Origin of the sequence: Candidatus Pantoea edessiphila, assembly GCF_002933355.1 — a bacterium.
GTDB classification, from domain to species: Bacteria; Pseudomonadota; Gammaproteobacteria; order Enterobacterales; family Enterobacteriaceae; genus Pantoea_C; species Pantoea_C edessiphila.
Genome location: NZ_PDKU01000003.1, coordinates 1 through 24,112, shown reverse-complemented (window position 1 = coordinate 24,112; position 24,112 = coordinate 1). Strand labels below are relative to the sequence as shown.

The following is a 24,112-nucleotide window of genomic DNA, read 5'->3' as shown; positions in this document are numbered from 1 at the left end:
ATAGTTGTAAAAGATATAAAATAACAAAATTATAGAAAAATAACTTTTATTGTATCAGCAGCAAATTAAAATGAAAATTAGTTTTATTACCTAGTATATTATAGCACCTTCATTAAAGAAATAATTTAATTACTTTTTTGTTTTCGATAATTACATATTAAACCATATTTTTTCTCTTTATATTACGCGTTTCACTAAAAACACTACAGTAAGAAATTAATGTTAAATCAATTTTTCTTGCATCCATATTGACAGCTGTAATAGAAACTTTTACTGTATCACCTAAACTATAGACACAACCGCTTGACTTGCCTGTAAGACGTTGACATATTGTGTCTAATGTATAATGATCTTTTGTAAGTGTTGAAATATGTATAAGACCTTCAATAAAAAATTCATTTAGACGAACGAATAAACCAAAATTAGTTATACTAAAAATAACCCCTTCGAATATTTTGCCTATTCTATTTCTCATAAAGTCACATTTTAACCAGTCTGAAACATCACGAACAGCTTCTTCAGCACGACGTTCCGTTAAAGAACATTGATAACCTAATTTTATCATTTCTTTAATGTTATACTTGTACCCTCCATTATCTTTAAATAAATTATCTCTTTTTTCTTTATATAATAAATATTTAATTACTCTATGCAAAAGTAAATCAGGATAACGTCGAATAGGAGAAGTAAAATGTGTATATACATTTAAAGCTAAACCAAAATGCCCTCGATTTTTTGGATCATAAATTGCTTGTTTCATAGAACGTAATAACATCATTTGTAGCATTTCACTATCTGGCCTATTTGCAATTTTCTTTAATAATAACGAATACTCTATAGATGTAGGTTTCTCTTCTTCTCTCTTTTTTAATGAAATACCTAATTCATTTAATACAATATAAAAATTTTTAATACTGTCATTAGTTGGACGATCATGATCACGAAATAAAATGGGTACTTTACTTTTTTCTACAAAACGAGCAGAAGCAAAATTAGCTAGAATCATACATTCTTCGACAATTTTATGTATATCATTACGAAAAACACGCTTAATATTTTTTATACTGTTTTCAGTATTAAATATAAACTTAACATCTGAATTTTCAAAATAAATTCCACCCCTTTTATGACGATCTTGTTCCAATACTTTATATAGATAGTGAAGATCACTAAGAATGTTTTTTAATAATTTATATTGATTATGTAATTGGTTATCTCCTTGGAGTATATTCCAAGCTTCATTATATGTTAAGCGAGCATGTGAATTCATAATTGCTTCATAATGCTTAAAACTAGTTAATTTACCCTTAGAAGATATATTCATTTCACATACTATACATAGACAGTCAACTTTTGGATTTAAAGAACATAGATCATTAGAGAGAATTTCTGGTAACATTGGGATTACTTGTGACGGGAAATACACTGAATTACCACGTAAATATGCTTCTTTATCTAAAGGTGTACCAGGACGTACGTAATAGCTGACATCAGCTATAGCAACCCATAAACGCCAACCCCCACTATACATTTTTTCACAATATAGTGCATCATCAAAATCACGTGCAGTTTCATCATCTATTGTAATTAAAGGTAATTTACGTAAATCAATACGTCCTATTTTATCTGTTTCTGTTAATTTATGACTGAAATTATTTATTTGTAGTTTTGCTTCATTTGACCAATTATAAGGAATTTCATGACTTCTTAATGCTATATTGATAGCTAGGTTGACATCCATTTTTTCACCTAATATTTCAGTGATTTTTCCATTTGCTTTATGATTATGAGTTGGTCTATTCAATAACTCTGCTATCACTATAGAATTTTCATTAGCATTTAAATTATACTTTGATGGAATTGTTATATTAAATGGTAATCGATTATCGTTTGGAATAACAAAACTGCTACCTATTTGTTTAATATAGCGGCCAATAATTTTTTTATTTTTTGATTTTTGTATACGAATAACCCTTACTTCTTTACGACCTTTACGATCAGTTTTTATTATCTGTGCAAGTATAATATCTCCATGAATACAAAATTTCATCTGTTCTGTTGATAAATAAAAGTCATCTTTTTGACCTTCTACTCTCAAAAACCCATATCCATCACGATGGCCAATTACTTTACCTTTGATTAAATTAAAATTTTTTGGTACAGTATATTGTTTACGATAAGTTAATAATAGCTGACCATCGCGTTTCATAGCATATAGACGACGATTTAAAGCTTTAAATTTAGTTACGTCTTGTAAACATATTTTTTTAATTAGCTTTTTATGACTTATTGGTTTTTTTTGTTTCTTTAAAAAATCTAAAATAAACTTACGACTAGGAATAGAATTTTGGTTTTGTTTAATTTCTCGTTTTTGAGAAAAATATTTTAGCATAGTAGTTCCTAAGATATCATTTAATATTTACCATTGCTATTTATCAAATAATATCAAATATAAATCATTAGCATTTCTAATTTAATTAAATATATAAATACTATTATTTGAAATCATTTAATATGTTTACCACTATATTATTATTTTGAGTACAGTAAAAATATAGTATTATTTATTTAAATAATAGTTATATATTTGGTTTATTACAGATTAGCAAATTTTATTTATTTTAGATATTTTTTGTTAAGTCGTATTGCTGACATTGTTTCTTATATATCGATAATTGACTATATTTCTTTATATTATACAAATCAAATTATTATATAATAATATATTGGATAAAATTATATTAAATACAGATAAACTCCAATTGATTAAGAATCATTTATATTTTTATATTAAAAGGATCATTCATGATTATAGTTTGATTTCTCTCAGGACCAGTTGAAATAATATTAATAGGAATACCAACTAATTCTTCTATTCGATTTACATAATCACGAGCTGCTTTAGGTAATTTTTTTAATGTTCGAATTCCGAATGTAATTTTATTCCATCCTGGTATGATTTCGTATACCGGTATTATTTTAGTCCAATTTTCAATAATTAAAGGAGTACTAACTAACTTACTACCGTCTGGCATTTGATATGATGTACAAATTTTTATCTCTTCAAAATCATCTAAGACATCTAACTTAGTTAAACATAAACTTGAGATTGAATTGATTTGTATTGAACGACGAACTAATACTAAATCTAACCAACCAGTGCGACGACGACGACCAGTAGTAGAACCATATTCTTTTCCTTTATTGCATAAATAATCTCCTGTTTTATCCAAGAGTTCAGTAGGAAAAGGACCTAAACCAACTCTAGTAGAATAAGCTTTCATAATACCTATTACGTATTTTATATTGCAAGGACCAATTCCTGTTCCTGTGAAAACTCCTCCTACTGTAGTATTTGAAGATGTAACATATGGATATGTGCCATGATCTATATCTAACATAGCACCTTGCGCACCTTCAAATACAATGAAATTACCATTTGAACAAGCTTTATTCAAAACCTCTGATGTATCTACTATTATATCATGTAAATAATTTGCTATCTTTGTTGTTTTATATAATATTTGATTATAATTTACTGAATTTGACTTGAAGTAATTGACTAATTGAAAATTATAATAATCAACAAGTCCTTTCAATTGATTTGCAAAATTATTTTTATTAAATACATCGCCTATTCGTAAACCACGACGAGATATTTTATCTTCATATGCTGGACCTATACCACGACCAGTAGTGCCAATTGCCTTAATACCGTTAAATTTTTCTCTAGCAATATCAATTTCTATATGAAATTGAAATATAAGAGGACATGCAATAGAAACTAGTAAACGTTCACGTACTGGTATATTACGGTTTTCTAGTGATTCTATTTCTTTTATTAAAGCTTCCAAAGAAAGCACTACACCATTACCAATAACACTCATTACATTATTTCGTAAAATTCCAGAAGGAATTAGATGAAGTACAGTTTTTTCTCCATTAATTATAATTGTATGTCCCGCATTATTTCCACCTTGATACCTAACTACAAAATTTGCTTGCTCAGTAATTAAATCTACAATTTTCCCTTTTCCTTCATCACCCCACTGGGTTCCCAGTATCACAACATTTTTAACCATTTGTTAAGACCACCTTGGAAAATATTTTTATAATTTTCATATTATTTTAAAATAATTAATATGTATGCTTCATAACATATTAATTTGATAAAGATCAACAGCATAATTATTAATATCAACAATAGATTAAAATTAAACATTAGTAACATACTTTAATATTTATTAATTAAAGGATTTTTCATATATTTAAAAAAATCATTGTCTAAGTTTAGAATTACCAAATCTTTTTTATTATTAAAAACCGTTTTATAAGCATTTAAATTTAGTATAAAAGTATAAAATTCTATGTCATTATTAAATGAATCAATAAGCATTTTTTCCGCTTGTAACTCACTATTCTCACGAATGCTTAGTGCATTATTGGTAGCTTTATCTACAATGATTTTTGCATTATGATCTGCTTGTATCTTTGATTTATTGAATTCTTCTTGACTATTTAAAATCTCATTTTGTGCTATTAATTTATTTTCAGAGATTATTCGATTAAAAACATACTTTAATTCATTACTAGGAAAGTTAATATTATTAATTTGTACATCAACAATTTTGATACCTAATATAGCCATAGAATTAAAATGTAATATAATTTTAGTAATTTTATCCTTATAATCACTAATTAAATTATTCGATATTATTTTATTCTTCATTGAATCATTAGATGTTTTTTGTGTTTCTAATTTCGCATTATTCAACGCATTAAGCATTTTTTTTGTTAAGTTGTTGTGTAAATCATTTATAATATCTTTAATATATAAATTTCCTATCTGTATGCTTAAAATATCATTGGATACATTATTTAATATCATTTCAGCTTGTGAATCACTACCTCCTGTAGACATATAATAATTATCAATATCATTGATACGCCACTGAATGTAAGAATCTACAATAATTTCTTTATGATCTTTAGAAATAAAATGATTTGATTTCATATTCATTGTATGAATACGAATATCTAAAGGTTTTATAGTATCAATAAATGGAATTTTAAAATGTAAACCTGGTTCTAATAATATAGGGTTATGATTTTTTGTATTCCTTAAAATTTTATCAAAACGGGTTATAATAGCTTTCTGACCTTCATATACTATATATAAGGACGATTTTATTATTATTAATACTGTAATTATTATTAATGTTATTGTTTTATGCATGAATTTATTCTCTTTTTTCACGCGTGATTTTATTTCTAATAGCATTTGCTCTACGTTGATCCATAATACTATCGGAATTATGTAATTTTATATCATTAATAATATTATGAACAGTTAAAGGTGTTTTAATAGTTAAAGGTGTTTTAATAATATTATTTTTTACAGTTTTATCTATATCTATTAATTCTGATTTATTTAATTCTGATTTATTATTTAATAATAAATCAGTTGGAAGTAAAACAATGTTCTTATTATTAGTATCTATTAATATTTTTTTAGTATGACTCAATATATCTTTCATGGCTTCAATATATAAAAGTTTTCTTGTAATTTCTGGATGAGCTTTATACTGTGGTAAAAATTTTTTAAATCTTTCAACTTCTTTTTGGGTATTTAATAACCTATTTTTTTGATAGATTAAAGCTTCTTTAAGAATATTATTTGCTTTGTTTTTAGCAATAGTTTGAACTTTATCATGATAAATTTTTGCTTTTTTTGCATATTGTATATGGTTTTCTTTTGCTTTTATTACATCTTGAAATGCTGATCTAACTTCTTCAGGAAGAGTTAATTTTTTAAGATTAACTTCTAGTATTTCAACACCCATATTATACGAACTGATAATTTTATTAATTTGATCTTTCGTATTAGGACAAATAATAGTACATCTTTGATTTAAAAGTTTGTCTATAGTTGTTCTCCCTATAATACTACGTAATGCGCTATTAGTGGCTTTTAATAAGCTATCATCAGTATTTATTAATGAATATAAATAATTTTTAGGATTAACGATTTTATATTGTAAATTAATTTCAACAAATACTAAATTTTCGTCATAACTTATGATGTTTTCTGATATACCAAATTCACGTATTTTTTTTATGTTAATAATCTGTACATTATCTATAAAATTCAGTTTCCAATTTAACCCTGTTTTAACTAGATTGTTGAATCTACCAAAACGAGTTACTACACCACACTCTTCTTCTTTAATAGTATAAAAACCGCTTAATATCCAAATAGACAATAAAGTAATTAACAATATAAAAATTAATTTAATGAATAAAAGATTAGTTTTCTTTATATTATTATGTTCTTGATTATTTGATCCGCTAAAAGATTTTATTAACATTTTAAAAATGTATTTATAATTAAAGAATCTTAAATTCATTCCTTGTTGATTATTGTTTCTAAAATTTTTATTATTTTGACTGCTATCAGGGCTCCATGGATCATGATTGTTTTTATTATTATTATTTCCAGGTTTATTCAAATCATTTCCTCCGTTCTATTTTCATTAAGTCCATTTGAATTATTGTAATTAATTTTTGAGTTGTTTAAATACAAAACAATTTTCTAATCAAAATATTTTTATAACTGATTGAAAATATAGCTTTTACATAAAATAAAAAATTATTTAACTCTGAAAAACAACTAATGAATTTTATTTGCTTAACATGATATAATAACATTATTGCTAAATATTCATTTTTGAATGTGATATTTTTATATTGTTTTAATCTAGTTAGTGCTAGAATTATGTTTTAATATACTTCGTAAACAACCAAAAATTGTATGTTTAATATAAAATGTAGATCAATTTAAAAAGACACCGGATATTAATATTGAAAAAATTAAAAAAATAATATCTGTTGTAAAAAAACATTGATTATTTTTTATATTCTAAACAAGATGGTACTTGGAAATCAATTTTGAACGTTAGATTTTCCTAAATATTTTCATTATCGAATTAATATTTGGTTGAGTTTCATAATTATATAACCAATGAATATTTTGCCATTTACGCATCCAAGTAATTTGACGTTTAGCAAGTTGATTAGTCGCACAAATAGCTTTGTACACCATATCATCGTAATTGATTTCACCGTTTAAATAAGACCACATCTGACGATAACCAACGCAACGCATAGAAGGCATATTAATATTTAAATCTCCTCTTTCAAATAATTTTGTTGATTCTTTTTCAAATCCTATAGATAACATGTGTTTAAACCGTGATTTAATACGTTTATGTAATGAATCACGGTTATAAGGCACAATACCAAATTGATATAAATCGTATGGTAAAGAGTTATGAGGTATCTTTTTTATTTCAGTAAAAGTTTTACCAGATATATAAAATATCTCTAATGCTCTCTGTATTCTTTGTAAATCATTGGGATGAATACAATTGCCAGATGCTGGGTCTATTTGACATAATTCATTATATAAAAAATCCCATCCTTTTGTATTTGCTATTTGATTGATTTTATAACGTATGTTAGTATCAGAAGGTGGTAAATTAGATAATCCTTCAATTAACGTTTTAAAATAAAACATCGTACCACCAACAAGACAGGGAATGCGACCACTTTTTACTATTTTGTTCATTTCTATTAATGCATCACGTCTAAATTCTGATGCTGAATAACATTCAGATGGATCCTTTATATCTATTAAATGATGTGGAGTTATAGCTAATTCCTGAACAGTTGGTTTTCCAGTACCAATATTCATTTGACGATATATTAATGCTGAATCTACACTTATTATTTCGATTGGTAGCATTTTACGTAAATGCATTGCTAAATGAGTTTTTCCTGAAGCCGTTGGTCCTAATAATAGGATAGCTTTCGGATATTTTGTATTTTTACATGCAACCATGATCATGATTTAACAGGTCTATTGTATTTTTAATATTAATGTACTGTATTAAATTTGATGGAGGTTTATTTAGTAAATCAGGACAAAAGTGTTCAATTTCAGCTAATAAAATATTTGCGCGTAACAAAGTCCAATCTATAACTTTACTATTATCTTCATAACTTGCTAACCAAGCAGACAGGTTATAAATAGAGTGATTTGTTTTTTTAGTCAAATAATTTAGCATCTTATACATTAAAACTTGTAAGTTATATTCATAAAAATAAAAAGTTAAAGGAATTGTAAGTAGAGTTACATGATCTTTTTCTATTAAAAATTTTATTCCTATTTTATTTAAAATATCACTATTTTTTTTAATGATATTATAATCATATTCATTGATTTTTATCTTTAATGGGATTGAAAGAGGACGAGTTTTTAAGTTAATTTGACTATATTTTAATTGTGCTTTTTTTAGATAATTTAAACCCATAGTTAGAGACATTAGTATTAATTTTTGATTCTTTTTAAGAAGTGCATAATTACCTTTTATAATAGTAAGTAATTCACCAAATATTTTTGAATATGTTGTTAAATATTGTGATTTATAAATTGAAATATGTTGACTAGCATTTTTTTTAACTTCTTTAATATCACTGATATCATCTCTATAGTACCAATTTGGTAGGGAAAAAAAATTATTACGTTGTAATTTGTCTAGATTTAATTTATTTTTATATTTTTCGAAATTAGGTATATTCATTGGTACCGTTTTTTTATAACTTTTAAAAGATTTAGTTATTCCTTGAATAATAAAATCATGCACTAATTTTGGTTGATGAAAACGGATTTCTTTTTTCGCTGGATGAATATTAACATCAATTTGATATGGATTTATTTCTAAGTAAATTACATAAGATGGTTGCTGATTATTTTTTATTATGGATTGACATGCTTGTTTAATAGCAATATTAATTAATTGATTTTTTATAACTCTTTTATTGACATAACAATATTTTATAGAATTAACTTTTTTAATGATATTATCATCGATAATCCAACCATAAAGATATAATCCATTATCTTTATAATTAATATACATGGCACATTGTGAAAAATCAATTCCACAAACATGTTGTAGTCTTTTTTTCTTTTCAGTTTCAGTTACTATTGCTGGATAGTAACCAATCAAATTTTCATTATGACTAAATGATATGGCTATATCAAAATGACATAATAGCATTTGGTTTATTATCATATTTATATAATTAAACTCAGATTTTTCACTTTTCATTAGCTTACGACGTACAGCAATATTATAAAATAAATCATAAACTTTAACTGTAGTACCAATTGGATGTGTCGCTGGTTGTAATCTTTTATCTGATTGATGATCATCAATATAAATTTTCCAAGCTTTATCTTGTCCTACGGTTCTTGAGGTTAGTGTAAAACGAGAAATAGAGCTAATACTAGTCAATGCTTCACCTCTAAAACCTAAACTTTTAATTCGTTCTAAATCTTTTGCAGATTTAATTTTACTAGTTGCATGTTTTTTTATAGCTGTAAATAATTCATCTTTAATAATTCCAGATCCATTATCTTGAATTTGAATTAGTTTTATACCACCTTTTTGAATCTTAATATCGATACGATTAGCTCCAGAATCAATACTGTTTTCTATTAATTCCTTCACTACTGATGAAGGGCGTTCAATGACCTCACCAGCTGAAATTTGGTTTATGAGGTAAGAAGGTAAGATTTCAATCGGCACAATAAATACCCTTTAAATTCTTAACTAAATTTATAATATGAAAAATATAGAAAACAATTTATTAAATTTTGTTATATTAAAAAATACTTTATTTTGCTACCTTGATTAATATATTTTTTATTTATTTAAATAATATACATGATATTAAAAAAATTTACTCGATTGTAATAAAACCAATAATCATAGTTGTTAAATTAATTAATCCAACATATAGATAATGGATTACATTTGTTTTTTATGCTAATTAACTGTAATAATTAATGATACTAGCTAATTTTTAAATATTTATTTTATTTCATATAATTGTTGAATCAAAATTCAGAAATAGATAAATATAAAACTAATGTTACTTTGCGTTTATTACCTTTATAGCAAAAATTTAATGATAAATCAGATAATGGTAGATACCTTGACCTTTTTGAGAATATTCTATTAAACAATTAGGAAATAAATCCTAATCTATTTTCTAATTGCATTGTTTTTGTTTAATAGATAAATCAATAACTTTGCATTTCATATTTATTTTATCGTAATAGGATTAACAAATTTCCAAATATTTTTAAACAAATCTGTTGCTAGTATACCTCTTGGACCTCTATTAGTTGCTAATTCATCCGCTGCAGCACCATGTACTACACAACCTGCACATGCCGCATCAAATAATGTTAAATTTTGACCAACCAATGAAGCTATAATACCACACAATACATCACCCATACCACCTGATGCCATACCTGCATTACCAACATCAGCAATAGCTATGTTTCCATAGGTATCAGAAATTATAGTACCTGGACCTTTAAGTACTACGATACCACCATATTTATTAATTAAAGACTTTACAGTATATAAACGGTCATTTTCGATTTCAGTTACACTTACATTAAGTAAGCGGCTAGCTTCACCCGGATGAGGAGTGATTATTCGATTATGGCATTGATTATCTAATATAGCTAAAACATTAAGTGCATCAGCATCCCAAATCGTTGTTTTATTAACTAATAATACTTTTTTTAGTATTTCTATTCCTTGAGTATGATTACCAAAACCCGGGCCAACAACTACTACATCTGCCCATAACAACGATTCTGTCAATTTATCATCAGTCAATTCATCTATCATAATTTCAGGACGTGCAGTAATAATAGGTATAATGTTTGCTTTATAGGTTAATAATTTTACCAATCCACTGCCAGTTTTAAGTGCAGCTTCTGCTACCATAAAAGTTGCACCTACTACTCCAACATATCCTCCGATTACCAATAATTTACCATGATTACCTTTGTGTGATGTTGGACTACGTGGTTTTAACCAATGTGATAAATAGCTAGCATCAAAACGTAATATTGGTGCTTTTTTATTTAACAGAAAAGATTTGAATCCTAAATCAGCATAATAGAGTTTTCCAATATGATTACGAGCTTTTCCAGTTATTTGCCCAGGTTTTAAAGTAATAAAAGTTAGTGTATGATAGGCAAAAATAGCTTCTCCTGGTACACAACCATTAGATGCAAATAAACCAGAAGGTACATCAACAGAGATGATTGGTGCTAAATAGACATTCGCTTTTTGAATTAAATTTGAGTATTCCTTATCAGGAATGCGATTAATACCAATGCCTAACAATGCATCAATAATAATATCCACTTTATCTGGCCATATTATATCTTCTGATAAATTATTTTTTTCATTAACCAACAACCAGTCATTATATGCTTTTTGAGTTTCTTTAGATGATGGTTTTTTCCCTTTGTAAGAAATTAAAGTTACTGTTTTTCCTGTTATTTTAGCTATACGGGCTGCTATATAACCATCTCCACCATTATTTCCATGACCACATAAAAATAACCAATGTTTAGCATTAGGCCAATAAGTACAAACGTGTTGATAAATAGCATTTCCAGCACGTAACATAAGTTCATATAAATCAATACCTAAATAATCAGCACCCTCTTTCTCTAATTTAGGTATAGATGTTATAGGCCAAATTGAGTCAGGTAGATCTTTATTTTTATTTTTTTTTATTGATTTAATCAAATATATGCTCTCCAAAACAATTAATTCATTAGATTATTTTAACTTTTTATAATATGAGTTATTTAGCTATATTTTTTGAATTAATACTACTAAATATTGTTAACTTAAGTTAAATTCGGATATTAGTCAATATTGTGGTTTTTTATAGATATAGAGAAATATAAATGAAAAATACTGTGAAAGGAGATGTTATATTTGTTGTATAACAATTTTATGGAGCGGGAAACGAGACTCGAACTCGCGACCCCGACCTTGGCAAGGTCGTGCTCTACCAACTGAGCTATTCCCGCAAATTATTCCCATGATGCATGTTTATCATTAAATTTTAAATATTTAATAAATGCTTTCGATAATGAGATAATTCTTCTATAGAATTGATTATATCATTTAATGCAGTATGTGAACAAGTGTTTTTTATATTTAATACGGTGTTTGGTTTCCAACGAATGCTTAACTCTTTTAACGTACTGACATCAATACAACGATAATGGAAATAATCTTCTAATTCAGTCATATATTTGAATAAAAATCTACGATCTTGACATATGCTGCTACCACATATAGGAGATTTTTTTTCTGGAACCCATTTCTTTAAAAATTCAATAGTAACTTGCTCGGCTTCTTTTTCTTTGAATTGACTTTTTCTTACCCTATCTAATAATCCATTATTAGTATGAGTTTTTAAATTCCAATTATCCATGTGTTTTAATTCTTCTTCAGTTTGATATATTGCTATTACTGGCCCATTTGCTAAAGTATTCAAATTTGTATCAGTAATTATTGTAGCAATTTCAATAATACGATCTTTTTCTGGATTAAGTCCAGTCATTTCTAAATCAATCCAAATTAAATTGTTTTCATTTTTGGTAGTTATCATATCATTTAGCATCCATTTGTGTTAATTATAATTGCTATATTAATTGTAAGTTAATCATCGTCAAATTTAGTAATTTAAAGTATAAATGCATCATTACTATGCTATACTAGAATTGATTTTAACCACTATTTATTATTAATAAAATGATATTTTAATGTAATCTTTAATTCTTTACTCCATGTAAGATCATACAAAAATGAATTATTGTGCATTTAGTTAATATTTATTATTCAAAATACTTTTGTTTAAAATAGTTGAACAGTTTTGTATTTTTAAAATCAATGTCTTTGTATCATCATTAATTTTATTTTTATAATTATTCGTAATAAATAATTAATTAAATTTACACTTTTGTATAATTAAATCTTAATTTAATTACAATCAAAATTAAAGTGATGAATTCATTATGAAAGATTTTTACATATGTTTTTTGATTAAAATTCTATTAGTTTATTATTTATTATATATTAAATAGGATGTAAAGTGTTTAACCGTTTAAAACTCTATTTTAGTAACAAACTTCAAAAAAAATGGCTTGCTAAAATCTTAGGATGGTTTGCTAATAGTAAATTAGGGTTATTTACAACATTAATGATCAATATATTTATTTGGTTCTATAAAATAGATATGTCTGAAGCTGTTAAAATCAATAGTAATGAATATTTAACTTTTAATAGTTTTTTTATACGTCTTCTTAAACCAAATTTACGTCCAATTGATTTTGATCCAAATGTAATTACTATGCCAGCCGATGGTACAATTACTCAAATGGGATCTATTAAAGGTAATAATCTTTTACAAGCTAAAGATCATTATTATACTGTTAATGCATTGCTAGCTGGTGATAAAAATATGTCATCTAAGTTTTTCAATGGAGATTTTGTTACTATTTACCTTGCACCTAATAACTATCATCGTGTTCACATGCCTTGTAATGGTGTTTTACGTGAAATGATATACGTACCTGGAAATCTTCATTCAGTGAATGCAGTAAATAGAAATAGAATTCATAACTTATTTTCTTCTAATGAAAGAATAATTTGTTATTTTGATACTCACATTGGACCATTTGTACAAATTATGGTAGGTGCCATCATTGTAGGTAGTATTGAAACAGTATGGGCAGGTAATATAATTCCACCACATGGTAGTATTATTAAAAGATGGTATTATCCTGATTCTAACAATAAAAATGCGATAATATTATTAAAAGGTCAGGAAATGGGATTATTTAAATTAGGTTCGACTGTTATTAATTTATTTACTAAAAAACGTATAAAAATAATTACAGAATTAGAACATGAAACTACTGTCTGTGTAGGACAACCTCTTGCAATCAAATTACCTTTATTCTCAAAATATATAAAATAAACTAAATATTATCACATGCGCATACTTATATTGATATTCCTTGCTTTATGGACTAATAAGTTAACATTTGCTATTAATGTTTCTGATTTCTATAAGTTTAAAAATCAAGCAGAAGAAAAAACAAAAGCGATAGATAAAAATTTATCTAAACAAATACAAATAGATAAAGAACTATTATCTCAAAAAAACAGAAATTTTATTTCTAAAAAAAATCAATATATCAAAAATATAAAAAAATATAAAAAAATTATAAGTATATTCCCAAAATTAAATATTGAATTGAGAAAACAAATTTATAATTTAAAAAATATTGAGAGGATAGACAGGCAATATACTAATTTAAATCAAGAAATTTCAGAAGTGATCGTCCAAATAATGGAAGAAGGACGTCAATTTCAAAAAGAAAAAGATAAAGTACGAGAAATTAGTATTTCATTATCTACATTACCTCAAATACTTATCGCAACACGTGGTAGCAATAATATTGTAGGAAAAGATGACTATTTAATAGAAAACAAATTGAATTTACTAGAAAATCATAAATCACTAATACGTCAGCATGAAAATATTATTAATGAATTATACGCTGATGAATTAGAATTAGCTCAATTATCAGCAAATAACCGTCAAAAACTTGCACGTTTACGTTCTGAAATACATCAACTAAAAACAATTTATTTAAATAAATACTTACAAACATTACGGATTAAAATAAAGAGTCAAAATCTAACTATATCAATAAAAGAAATCGAAAAAATCATAAAAAATCAAAACAATAAACATAATTCACCGCTCTTATCTTTTTTAAATCATATACGCATAAATCAAGATTTATCTATTGCTTTAGGTGATCAAATCAAATTAATGGATCAAATACAATATAAACAAAACCTAATTTATAACCAGATCATCAAGGTTAAATATTTAAATTCTATGTTTAATGAACAATCAGGATTGAGTGATTCATTTTTATTGAGCGAAACCCTAAGGTTACGTATAGCAAAGTTACCTGAAATACCACACTTAACAAAAGTAGATCAAGATATTACAAAAGCACGTTTACAACGTTTACATTATGAATATTTAATAGAAAATAAAGACACATTGTCTCAAGAAGAAAAAAAAGCTATTTTTACAAATGATGTTTTAAAAAAAATATTTAATGAACAATTATCAATAGAATATAAATTGATTAATTTATTGATTTCTGGTTGCGATAACTTAGTGATTGAAAGCACTAAATTAAAAATAGCAACAATAGAATTACAGAACAATTTAAAAAAAGTTAAACAATTATCTCAAGAACGACTTTTTTGGATTACTGATACTAATCCTATTAATTTAAATTATTTTATAGATGTTATAAGAGATATACAATATCTATTATCTTTAAAAACATTTACACACGTTAAAGAAGGTCTAAAATCGATAATTTTGCAAGAAAAAACATTTTTACCTATTTTAGGTTCATTATTATTGGTCTTTTTAAGTTTTAAGATGCGCTATGCATATAACAATTTTTTAGAACATGCGGCAACTAAAGTTGGTAAAGTAACTCAAGACCGTTTTAGATTAACTATTCGTACTGTATTATTGTCAATTTTAATGTCTCTATCATTACCAATACTATGGGCACAAATTGGATACGGGTTGCAACAATCTTCTTCTTATCCTATTGTAATTGCTTTAGGTGATGGAATCATTAATACTGTTCCAATATTGACAACTTTTATAGTTATAATTGTGTTTTCTAGACCAAATGGTTTATTTATTATGCATTTTCGTTGGTCTTCAATTTTAGTAAATCGTGCAACTGCCCATTATTTTATAACTCTTTGCTTTATTTTACCATTAGTTATTTTATTAACTGTAATAGATAATTTAGAAGAAAACAATTTATCTTCATCCTTAGGAAGATTATGCTTTATTCTGATATGTACTACCATAAGTATAGGTACTATAAGCTTAAAAAAAGCTCATGTGCCACTTTATGTTAGTAAAAGTGGTAAAATCAATAATTTTATAAATAATAATATATGGAATATAATAATTATTATTCCTTTTGTTGCTGCTATAACATCTGCAATGGGGTATTTATCAACTGCAAAAGCTATCTTATTACATGTAGAGATATCAAATGTTATTTGGTTTATAATGTTGATAACATACCACATTATTCGTCGTTGGATGCTTATTCAACATCGTAGACTTAGCTTCGATAGAGCTAAACAAAAACGTGCTGAAATACTTGCTTTTAGAGCACGTAGTGAAGAAGAAAAAGAACAGAGTATGCAAAATGCAGATTCTATAGAAATAGAAGAACCAGTAGTTAATTTAGATGTAATAAGTGCACAATCTTTAAAACTTGTAAGATGGATTTTAATGTTAATAGCATTAGTATTTTTAATATTTTCTTGGTCAGAAATACACCTAGCTTTAGGTTTCTTTGATAACGTGTTATTATGGAATACAAGTGGATCAATTCAAGGTAGTGGAGCTTATCATCCAATTACATTAGGTACTTTGCTAATTGCTGTGCTAATTTTTATTATCACATTGCAATTAGTCCGCAATATGCCAGCTTTAATTGAGCTTGTATTGCTTCAGCATTTAAATTTAAGGCCAGGAACAAATTATGCTATTTCTACATTAACTAAATATATTACAATATTATTTGGTGGATTATTTGGTTTTTCTGTGATTGGTATTGAATGGTCGAAATTACAATGGTTGGTTGCAGCATTAGGTGTTGGTCTAGGTTTTGGTTTACAAGAAATTTTTGCTAATTGTATATCTGGGTTAATAATTTTATTTGAAAGGCCAATACGTATTGGTGATACTGTTACCATACGCGATTTAACTGGTAGTATTACTAGAATTAATACAAGAGCTACTACTATTACTGATTGGGATCGCAAAGAAATTATAGTACCAAATAAAGCATTTATTACTGAACAATTTGTAAATTGGTCATTGTCAGATTCAGTAACACGTGTGGTTCTTACAATCCCTGCATTAAGTATTAATAGTACTGATAAAATAACAAAAATTTTAAAACATGCTGCTGAATGTTGTAATTATGTCTTAAAAACCCCTTCTCCAGAAGTTTTTTTAGTGGATTTACAACAAGGAATTTTATTATTTGAATTGCGCGTATATGTTGCAGAAATGGGACATCGTATGCCATTACGTCATGAATTAAACCAATTGATTATAGAAAAATTTTCTCAAAATAACATAGTGATACCATTCCCTCCCTTTCAAATGCGTTTAGAATCAATGAAGGGAAAATCTTTTGCTAAAAACAAAACTTTTGCCAGAAAATTTTTTCAATCTATTTAATGGATTAAAGATTACTAGATCATGTGTTAGTTTATTTTTTTATGAATTTTTCACCTTTTAAAATATCTTTATTTAAATGTTCGATCATTTTATGCAAAATGATTTGCTCAAAACCATTAATTTTACCGATATCTTTATATTTTTCAATCCCATGTCTTCCTAAGAAAAAAGGTTGAGAAAAAAATCTTGTATATTTCCCATCACCTTCAATATAAGCATACTCTAAGATGTTATGCTTACCTTGCATACCTTGTACCAATGACAAACAAAAACGAGTAGCTGCATAACCCATTGATAAAGTTGCAGAACCATTTCCAATTTTAGCTTTTACTACTTCACTGCCTGCATTTTGAATGGATTTAGTAATTTCAATTGCTTCTTTATCGGTGAAGGTAATGTTTTTTAATTGTGATAATAAAGGCAAGATAGTAATCTCAGAATGTCCACCTACTACAGGTACATCAATATTTCTTAAATTTTTTTCTATAAAAACTAATTGATTAGCACGCATAATATCAAGTGTTGTTATACCAAATAATTTATTTTTATTGTAGCACCCATATTTTTTAAGTACTTCAGCAGCAATAACTGTAGTAATATTAATTGGATTAGTAATAATACAAACTAGAGCGTTTGGTGACATTACAGCTATTTTTTCAACTAGATTAATTATAATATTAGAGTTAATATCAAATAAATCAGCCCGTTCCATCCCAGGTTTTCGTGCTATTCCTGCTGCTATTATTACTATATCTGTATTATTTAACGCTAAAAATATATCTTTTTCAGTAAAACCTTTAACCTGTACATCATTAGGAATGTGACTCAGATCTAATGTAATTCCTAATACAACTGGTTTGATGTCGTACAAATATAATTCTGAACCAGCAGGAAGATAAATTTTTAATAATAATGAAAGAGCTTGACCTATATTTCCAGCAGCGCCAAGAACAGAAATACGCATTATTTATTCCCTATTATTTTGTTTTTTTAATTTATTGGCAAAATTTAAATGAATATGTTAATTATAATAAAATTTTTCTAACAATAAAAAAAACAACGGCCAAACTAAACCATTAATGATACTATTCAAAAATATTTCGTATCTAAATGAAGCTCTAATTGTTAAATATTCAACTATAAATATAGCTACATTGATTGACATAGATATCAACATAACGCAAAAAATTTGTTTCCATAATTTTAAATTACGAATGAATTGAAATTTATCAGCAATTAAGTAGGACGTTATACTAAATACAAGAGCACTAACACCCAACTTAGATCCAGATGTAACATCGGTTAATATACCTAGTAAAAAACCACTAGTTACGTTAATAAAATACGGTAAAGCTAATACCCAGTATATAAGGAAAAGCAAGAACCAAGAAGGATGTAATATATAAATTATTTGAGGCCATGGCATTATTTGTAATAATAAAACTAGAATGAAAGATTGAAAAATTAATTTTTTGCTTTGAAAATAATACTTGTTCAAGTTTAACCTTATCAAAACCGTATTATATATTTGTTATATTTATTAAGAATTGATCAAATTAATTGTTATTTGATAAAAAGTTATTACTTTATTTATGATCATACTATTAATCTGATGAATTATCTGATGAATTATCTGATGAATTATCTGATGAATTATCTGATGAATTATCTGATGAATTATCTGATGAATTATCTGATGAATTATCTGATGAATTATCTGATGAATTATCTGATGAATTATCTGATGAATTATCTGATGAATTATCTGATGAATTATCTGATGAATTATCTGATGAATTATCTAACTTGTCTGATTCTGATATAATAGAATCTTTTGTTTTCCATAATAAAAGTAAACGATCTAAATTTTTGAAATTAGTGGTAGGAGTAATTTGAACGTAAATATTTAATTTCTGTTTATCATATCTAATAGATGATATTACCCCAACTGGATAACCTTCTGGAAACATACTATATATACCTGAAGTCACCACAATATCTCCAAGACAGATACTTTTACTATAAAAATCATCGTTTGCTAGATACTTAAGATCAAAGCTCTTGTTGCAACCGTTGCCTAATGCAACCGCACGAATACCATTACGTAATATTTTTATAGGTATTCCACTTAAAGCATCACAACTTAATAGAACGCGGCTAGTGGTTTTATTTACAGATATGACTTGACCTACAATACCTTTATCAGCAATAACAGGTTGATTATGATATACACCATCTACTTGACCTTTATCTATTACTACTTGATCAGCAAATGGAATAGATGTTGTAAACATAACTCTACTAAGCATTACACGCTCATTATGCTGTGAGATAGCACCTAATAGTTTGCGTAAATATTTATTTTCCTCTTTATATTGATCAAATAAAATTGTTTCAATATTTTTTAGAAATAATTCATGACGTAATTTTCTATTTTCTAATTGTGCAACTCTATTTGCAGAAAAGTTTTCTAATGTATGAGTTATGATTTGTGCAGGTTTTTTAACTAAAGAATTAAGTAATCCTATAGATACATCAAAATAACTCCTAATTCTTATAAGCAAACCTATCTTACAATCGAGTATTATTAATAAAACAGCAATACATATTGCAATAAAAAGACGCAATTTCAGAAAAAAATTTTTTTTATAACTTAACCCCATAAATTTATATCGTTAATTTATAAAATTAATAGAAATTCATTTTAGTCTTCACTAAATAAATCACCGCCATACATATCAATCATTTCTAGAGCTTTACCACCACCTCTTGCTACACAGGTTAATGGATCATCAGCAATGACAACTGGAATCCCTGTTTCTTCTATCAGTAAACGTTCTAAATTTCGCAATAATGAACCACCACCTGTTAATACCATACCACGCTCTGAAATATCAGATGCTAATTCTGGAGGACATTGTTCTAATGCTACCATTACAGAACTCACGATACCTGTTAGAGGTTCTTGTAATGCTTCTAAGATTTCATTAGAATTTAAAGTAAAACTTCGAGGTACACCTTCAGCTAAATTACGACCTCTAACTTCAATTTCATTAACCTCATCACATGGATACGCTGAACCAATTTCATGTTTAATACGTTCTGCTGTAGCTTCACCTATCAATGAACCATAGTTACGGCGTACATAATTAATAATAGCTTCATCAAATCTATCTCCACCGATACGAACAGAAGATGAATATACTACTCCATTTAATGATATGACTGCTACTTCTGTAGTACCCCCTCCAATATCTATAACCATAGATCCTGCTGCTTCAGATACCGGAAGTCCAGCACCAATAGCGGCAGCCATCGGTTCTTCTATTAAAAAGACCTCACGTGCACCAGCTCCTTGTGCAGACTCTCTAATAGCACGTCTCTCTACTTGAGTAGCTCCTACAGGTACACAAACTAATACACGCGGACTAGGACGCATAAAACTATTACTATGAACCTGTTTAATAAAATGTTGAAGCATTTTTTCCGTCACAAAAAAATCAGCAATAACACCATCTTTCATAGGGCGTATAGCTGCGATATTTCCAGGTGTTCTTCCAAGCATTTGCTTTGCATCATATCCCACAGCAGCAACACTTTTTGGTGAACCAGTTCTATCTTGTCTGATAGCAACTACGGAAGGTTCATTTAACACGATACCTTGTCCTTTAACATAAATTAAAGTGTTTGCAGTCCCTAAATCGATAGATAGGTCATTAGAAAACATACCACGAAATTTTTTAAACATACTTTAAGAAAAAATCCTACATTAATGAATAAAAAAACAATAACGTATAAAAGTAATAATAATGTAAAAATATTTTGTTAACTAATAATAATTAAATACAAAAATTTTGAGTATAATGGTTAATTGTCATAGCCTATTAACGTTAATTATTTAAATAAATTTACTATATATATATGCTATTTATACACATCTAAAATTAAAATTATAAACAAGAAAGAAGATATACCACTAAAATTTAAGCTTACTACTTAAAAGCAAATTATACAAGTTTATAATTTAAATCAGTGTATCTTTATTAAAGATAATAAAAATTAATTATAAGAAACAATAAATTAACTTGTTATTTTTAATGAAACAAAATCATCTCTAATAAATAATTTATCAATTATCTTAATTATTTATTGTATAAATTAATTTTATATTGAATATACGTTTTACTTGTGTAAATATTATTTTTTCCAAATAATTATATTTATATAATTATTTGTTATTTACATAAAAAAATATGACTATATTACATGTAAACAACAATAATTATATGTTTACTATAAACGAACATACATCTGTAATATAGTCTACAGAAAAGATTTTAACGAACATACATCTGTAATATAGTCTACAGAAAAGATTTTAATAAATACCAAAAACAGGAATAACATCCCCTATATGAAACATTATCATATTTTAGTATTAAATGGACCTAATCTTAATTTGCTAGGAAAAAGAGAACCAGAAAAATATGGTTATATTACATTAAACAATATACTACAAGATTTAAACGAATATGCTAAAAATTTTAATATAAAATTAAGCCATTTACAATCTAATGCTGAATTTAAATTAATAAATCGTGTTCATAAATCTCACGGTAACGTAGATTATATTATTATAAATCCTGCGGCTTTAACTCATACTAGTATAGCATTACGTGATGCTTTATTAGCAGTAAGTATTCCTTTTATTGAAATACATATTTCAAATATATATTCACGTGAAACATTTCGTCATATTTCATATTTTTCTGATATATCAGAAGGTGTAATATGTGGATGTGGAACAGATAGTTACTTATGGGCATTAAAAATAGCAATAAAAAGAATTTCTAAAGGTAATTAATCAATAAGATGCGGAAAATTTCTAAATGGATATTCGTAAAATAAAAAAATTAATTGAACTAACAGAGAAATATAATATTTCTAAATTAAAAATTTCAGGAAAAACAGAATCTATTAGTATTTGTCGTCATAGTGATTTTACAATCAATCAAAAACAATTATCTAATACTAATACACCAATTAATTACCAAAATACAATTAAATCGAAACAATTAGACCTAAGTAAATTAGACAATCAACAAATAACACATAACAATAACTACATAGTACGTTCTCCAATGGTAGGTGTTTTTTATCGAACCCTTAGTCCAGCAGCTAAAACATTCATAGAAATAGGCCAAAAAATAAACAAAGGTGATATTTTATGTATTGTAGAAGCAATGAAAATGATGAATCAAATTGCAGCCGAAACATCCGGAATAGTAAAAGCAATTTTAGCAGAAAACGGTCATCCAGTTGAATTTAATGAACCATTAATGATTATTGAATACTAGGGAACAATATGTTAGATAAGATAGTGATTGCTAATCGTGGTGAGATTGCTTTACGTATTTTACGTGCTTGTAAAGAGCTTGATATTAAGACAGTAGCAGTGCATTCAGATATAGATAGAGAACTTAAACATGTATTATTGGCAGACGAAACCGTATGCATTGGATCAGCTCAGCCAATTAATAGTTATCTTAATGTTCCTGCAATAATTTCAGCAGCTGAAATTACTGGAGCAACAGCAATCCATCCTGGTTATGGTTTTCTTGCAGAAAATGCTGATTTTGCTGAACAAGTGGAACGTTCTGGGTTTGTTTTTATTGGTCCAACTGCAGAAACAATTCGCCTTATGGGGGATAAGATATCAGCAATTAATAAAATGAAAAAATTAGGAATTCCTTGCATACCTGGTTCTAATAGTCCATTAAGTAATAAAATACAGAAAAATTATGAAATTGCTAATCGAATAGGTTATCCAGTCATTATCAAAGCTTCTAAGGGAGGTGGTGGATGCGGTATGCACATTGTTTATAAAAAAGAAGATTTAGAAAAATATATTAATCTTACAAAAATCGAAGCTAAGTCAATTTTTAATGATGATATCATATATATGGAAAAATATATTGAAAATCCTCGTCATATTGAGATTCAAGTTATAGCAGACGGTAAAGGAAATGCTATTTGTTTGGGTGAACGTGATTGTTCCATACAACGCAGACATCAAAAATTAATCGAGGAATCCCCAGCACTAAATATTACACCAGAATTGAAAAACTACATTGAAGAACTTTGCTCTAAAACATTTATTCAAATAGGATATAAAGGAGTAGGCACTTTTGAGTTCCTTTATAAACAAGGAAAGTTTTATTTTATAGAAATCAACACTCGTATTCAAGTGGAACATACAGTAACAGAAATGATTACAGGTTTTGATTTAGTTAAAGGACAAATACGAATATCTAATAATGAAACATTATGGATAACACAAAAAGATATCAAATTTTGCGGCCATGCTATTGAGTGTCGTATTAATGCTGAAGATTCAAATACATTCGTTCCAAATTCAGGTAAAATAAATCGTTTTCATGCTCCAGGTGGTTTTGGAGTTAGATGGGAATCCCATATCTATACAGGATATAGTATTCCTGCCTACTACGATTCAATGATTGGAAAGCTAATTACCTATGGAGAAACTCGACAAGTAGCAATTGCAAAAATGAAAAATGCTTTATCAGAACTTATAATTGATGGTATAAAAACCAACACAGATTTACATACTAAAATTATGCAAGATAAAGAATTTCAAAATGGTAATATCAGTCTTTATTATTTAAATAAATATACATTACATTCAAAAGCAATCTAAGAGATTTTAGATTAGCATACAAAAATTAATGCCTGGCAGTTTCCTACTCTCACATGGAGAAACTCCACACTACCATTGGCACCACGACATTTCACTTCTGAGTTCGGCATGGTT

The 24,112-nt window shown here is 26.8% G+C and carries 17 protein-coding genes and 1 tRNA gene; 5 read left to right on the top strand and 13 right to left on the bottom strand.

Translation table 11 applies throughout. From position 1 onward, the window contains the following. Positions 1-157: 157 nt before the first annotated feature. From rnr to orn, 9 genes are all read right to left on the bottom strand, one after another. Complete coding sequence (gene rnr / locus CRV10_RS02410; RefSeq protein WP_136130231.1) at positions 158-2,392, bottom strand: ribonuclease R; 2,235 nt, start codon at positions 2,390-2,392, stop codon at positions 158-160. A gap of 385 nt (positions 2,393-2,777) precedes the next feature. Further along, entirely contained in the window at positions 2,778-4,082 is a 1,305-nt protein-coding gene (locus CRV10_RS02405; protein WP_136130230.1) for an adenylosuccinate synthase, read from the bottom strand. Positions 4,083-4,234: 152 nt separating this feature from the next. Next, on the bottom strand, positions 4,235-5,236 hold the full coding sequence (hflC, locus tag CRV10_RS02400) for a protease modulator HflC (RefSeq protein WP_158675176.1): 1,002 nt from the start codon (positions 5,234-5,236) through the stop codon (positions 4,235-4,237). Between the two features lie 4 nt (positions 5,237-5,240). Next, the gene (gene hflK, locus CRV10_RS02395; RefSeq protein WP_136130228.1) at positions 5,241-6,509 is read right to left on the bottom strand and encodes an FtsH protease activity modulator HflK; all 1,269 of its coding nucleotides are present in this window, start codon (positions 6,507-6,509) and stop codon (positions 5,241-5,243) included. Positions 6,510-6,955: 446 nt separating this feature from the next. Then, positions 6,956-7,900, bottom strand: coding sequence for a tRNA (adenosine(37)-N6)-dimethylallyltransferase MiaA (gene miaA, locus CRV10_RS02390; RefSeq protein WP_136130309.1), 945 nt, complete (start codon positions 7,898-7,900; stop codon positions 6,956-6,958). Further along, entirely contained in the window at positions 7,887-9,653 is a 1,767-nt protein-coding gene (gene mutL, locus CRV10_RS02385) for a DNA mismatch repair endonuclease MutL (protein WP_136130227.1), read from the bottom strand. Before mutL ends, miaA begins: the two co-directional genes overlap by 14 nt. 519 nt (positions 9,654-10,172) lie before the next feature. After that, complete coding sequence (nnr, locus tag CRV10_RS02380; RefSeq protein ID WP_422386886.1) at positions 10,173-11,690, bottom strand: bifunctional ADP-dependent NAD(P)H-hydrate dehydratase/NAD(P)H-hydrate epimerase; 1,518 nt, start codon at positions 11,688-11,690, stop codon at positions 10,173-10,175. 214 nt (positions 11,691-11,904) lie between these two features. Then, a tRNA-Gly gene (locus tag CRV10_RS02375) sits at positions 11,905-11,980 on the bottom strand. Between the two features lie 35 nt (positions 11,981-12,015). Continuing rightward, a complete protein-coding gene (orn, locus tag CRV10_RS02370; protein WP_199733834.1) occupies positions 12,016-12,567 on the bottom strand; it encodes an oligoribonuclease in 552 nt (183 codons plus the stop codon). Positions 12,568-13,050: 483 nt separating this feature from the next. On the opposite strand from orn, the gene asd reads away from it, so the two are divergent. Further along, entirely contained in the window at positions 13,051-13,938 is an 888-nt protein-coding gene (asd, locus tag CRV10_RS02365) for an archaetidylserine decarboxylase (RefSeq protein ID WP_136130226.1), read from the top strand. A 15-nt stretch (positions 13,939-13,953) separates the two neighbouring features. Then, positions 13,954-17,280, top strand: coding sequence for a miniconductance mechanosensitive channel MscM (mscM, locus tag CRV10_RS02360; RefSeq protein ID WP_136130225.1), 3,327 nt, complete (start codon positions 13,954-13,956; stop codon positions 17,278-17,280). 31 nt (positions 17,281-17,311) lie between these two features. On the opposite strand, the gene mdh is transcribed toward mscM, so the two are convergent. The 4 genes from mdh to mreB form a co-directional block, all read right to left on the bottom strand. Further along, the gene (gene mdh, locus CRV10_RS02355; protein ID WP_136130224.1) at positions 17,312-18,244 is read right to left on the bottom strand and encodes a malate dehydrogenase; all 933 of its coding nucleotides are present in this window, start codon (positions 18,242-18,244) and stop codon (positions 17,312-17,314) included. Positions 18,245-18,301: 57 nt separating this feature from the next. Next, positions 18,302-18,778 (bottom strand): rod shape-determining protein MreD, encoded by a 477-nt coding sequence (mreD, locus tag CRV10_RS02350; RefSeq protein WP_136130223.1) that lies wholly within the window; start codon positions 18,776-18,778, stop codon positions 18,302-18,304. Positions 18,779-18,884: 106 nt separating this feature from the next. Next, complete coding sequence (gene mreC, locus CRV10_RS02345; protein WP_136130222.1) at positions 18,885-19,943, bottom strand: rod shape-determining protein MreC; 1,059 nt, start codon at positions 19,941-19,943, stop codon at positions 18,885-18,887. A gap of 41 nt (positions 19,944-19,984) precedes the next feature. Beyond that, the gene (gene mreB, locus CRV10_RS02340) at positions 19,985-21,028 is read right to left on the bottom strand and encodes a rod shape-determining protein MreB (RefSeq protein WP_136130221.1); all 1,044 of its coding nucleotides are present in this window, start codon (positions 21,026-21,028) and stop codon (positions 19,985-19,987) included. A 666-nt stretch (positions 21,029-21,694) separates the two neighbouring features. Between mreB and aroQ the strand changes: the two genes are divergently transcribed. From aroQ to accC, 3 genes are read left to right on the top strand one after another with little or no spacing between them, the layout of a single operon-like run. Further along, the gene (gene aroQ, locus CRV10_RS02335; protein WP_136130220.1) at positions 21,695-22,144 is read left to right on the top strand and encodes a type II 3-dehydroquinate dehydratase; all 450 of its coding nucleotides are present in this window, start codon (positions 21,695-21,697) and stop codon (positions 22,142-22,144) included. A 25-nt stretch (positions 22,145-22,169) separates the two neighbouring features. Then, a complete protein-coding gene (gene accB / locus CRV10_RS02330; protein WP_136130219.1) occupies positions 22,170-22,637 on the top strand; it encodes an acetyl-CoA carboxylase biotin carboxyl carrier protein in 468 nt (155 codons plus the stop codon). 8 nt (positions 22,638-22,645) lie between these two features. Beyond that, on the top strand, positions 22,646-23,998 hold the full coding sequence (accC, locus tag CRV10_RS02325) for an acetyl-CoA carboxylase biotin carboxylase subunit (protein WP_136130218.1): 1,353 nt from the start codon (positions 22,646-22,648) through the stop codon (positions 23,996-23,998). Positions 23,999-24,112: the final 114 nt, after the last annotated feature.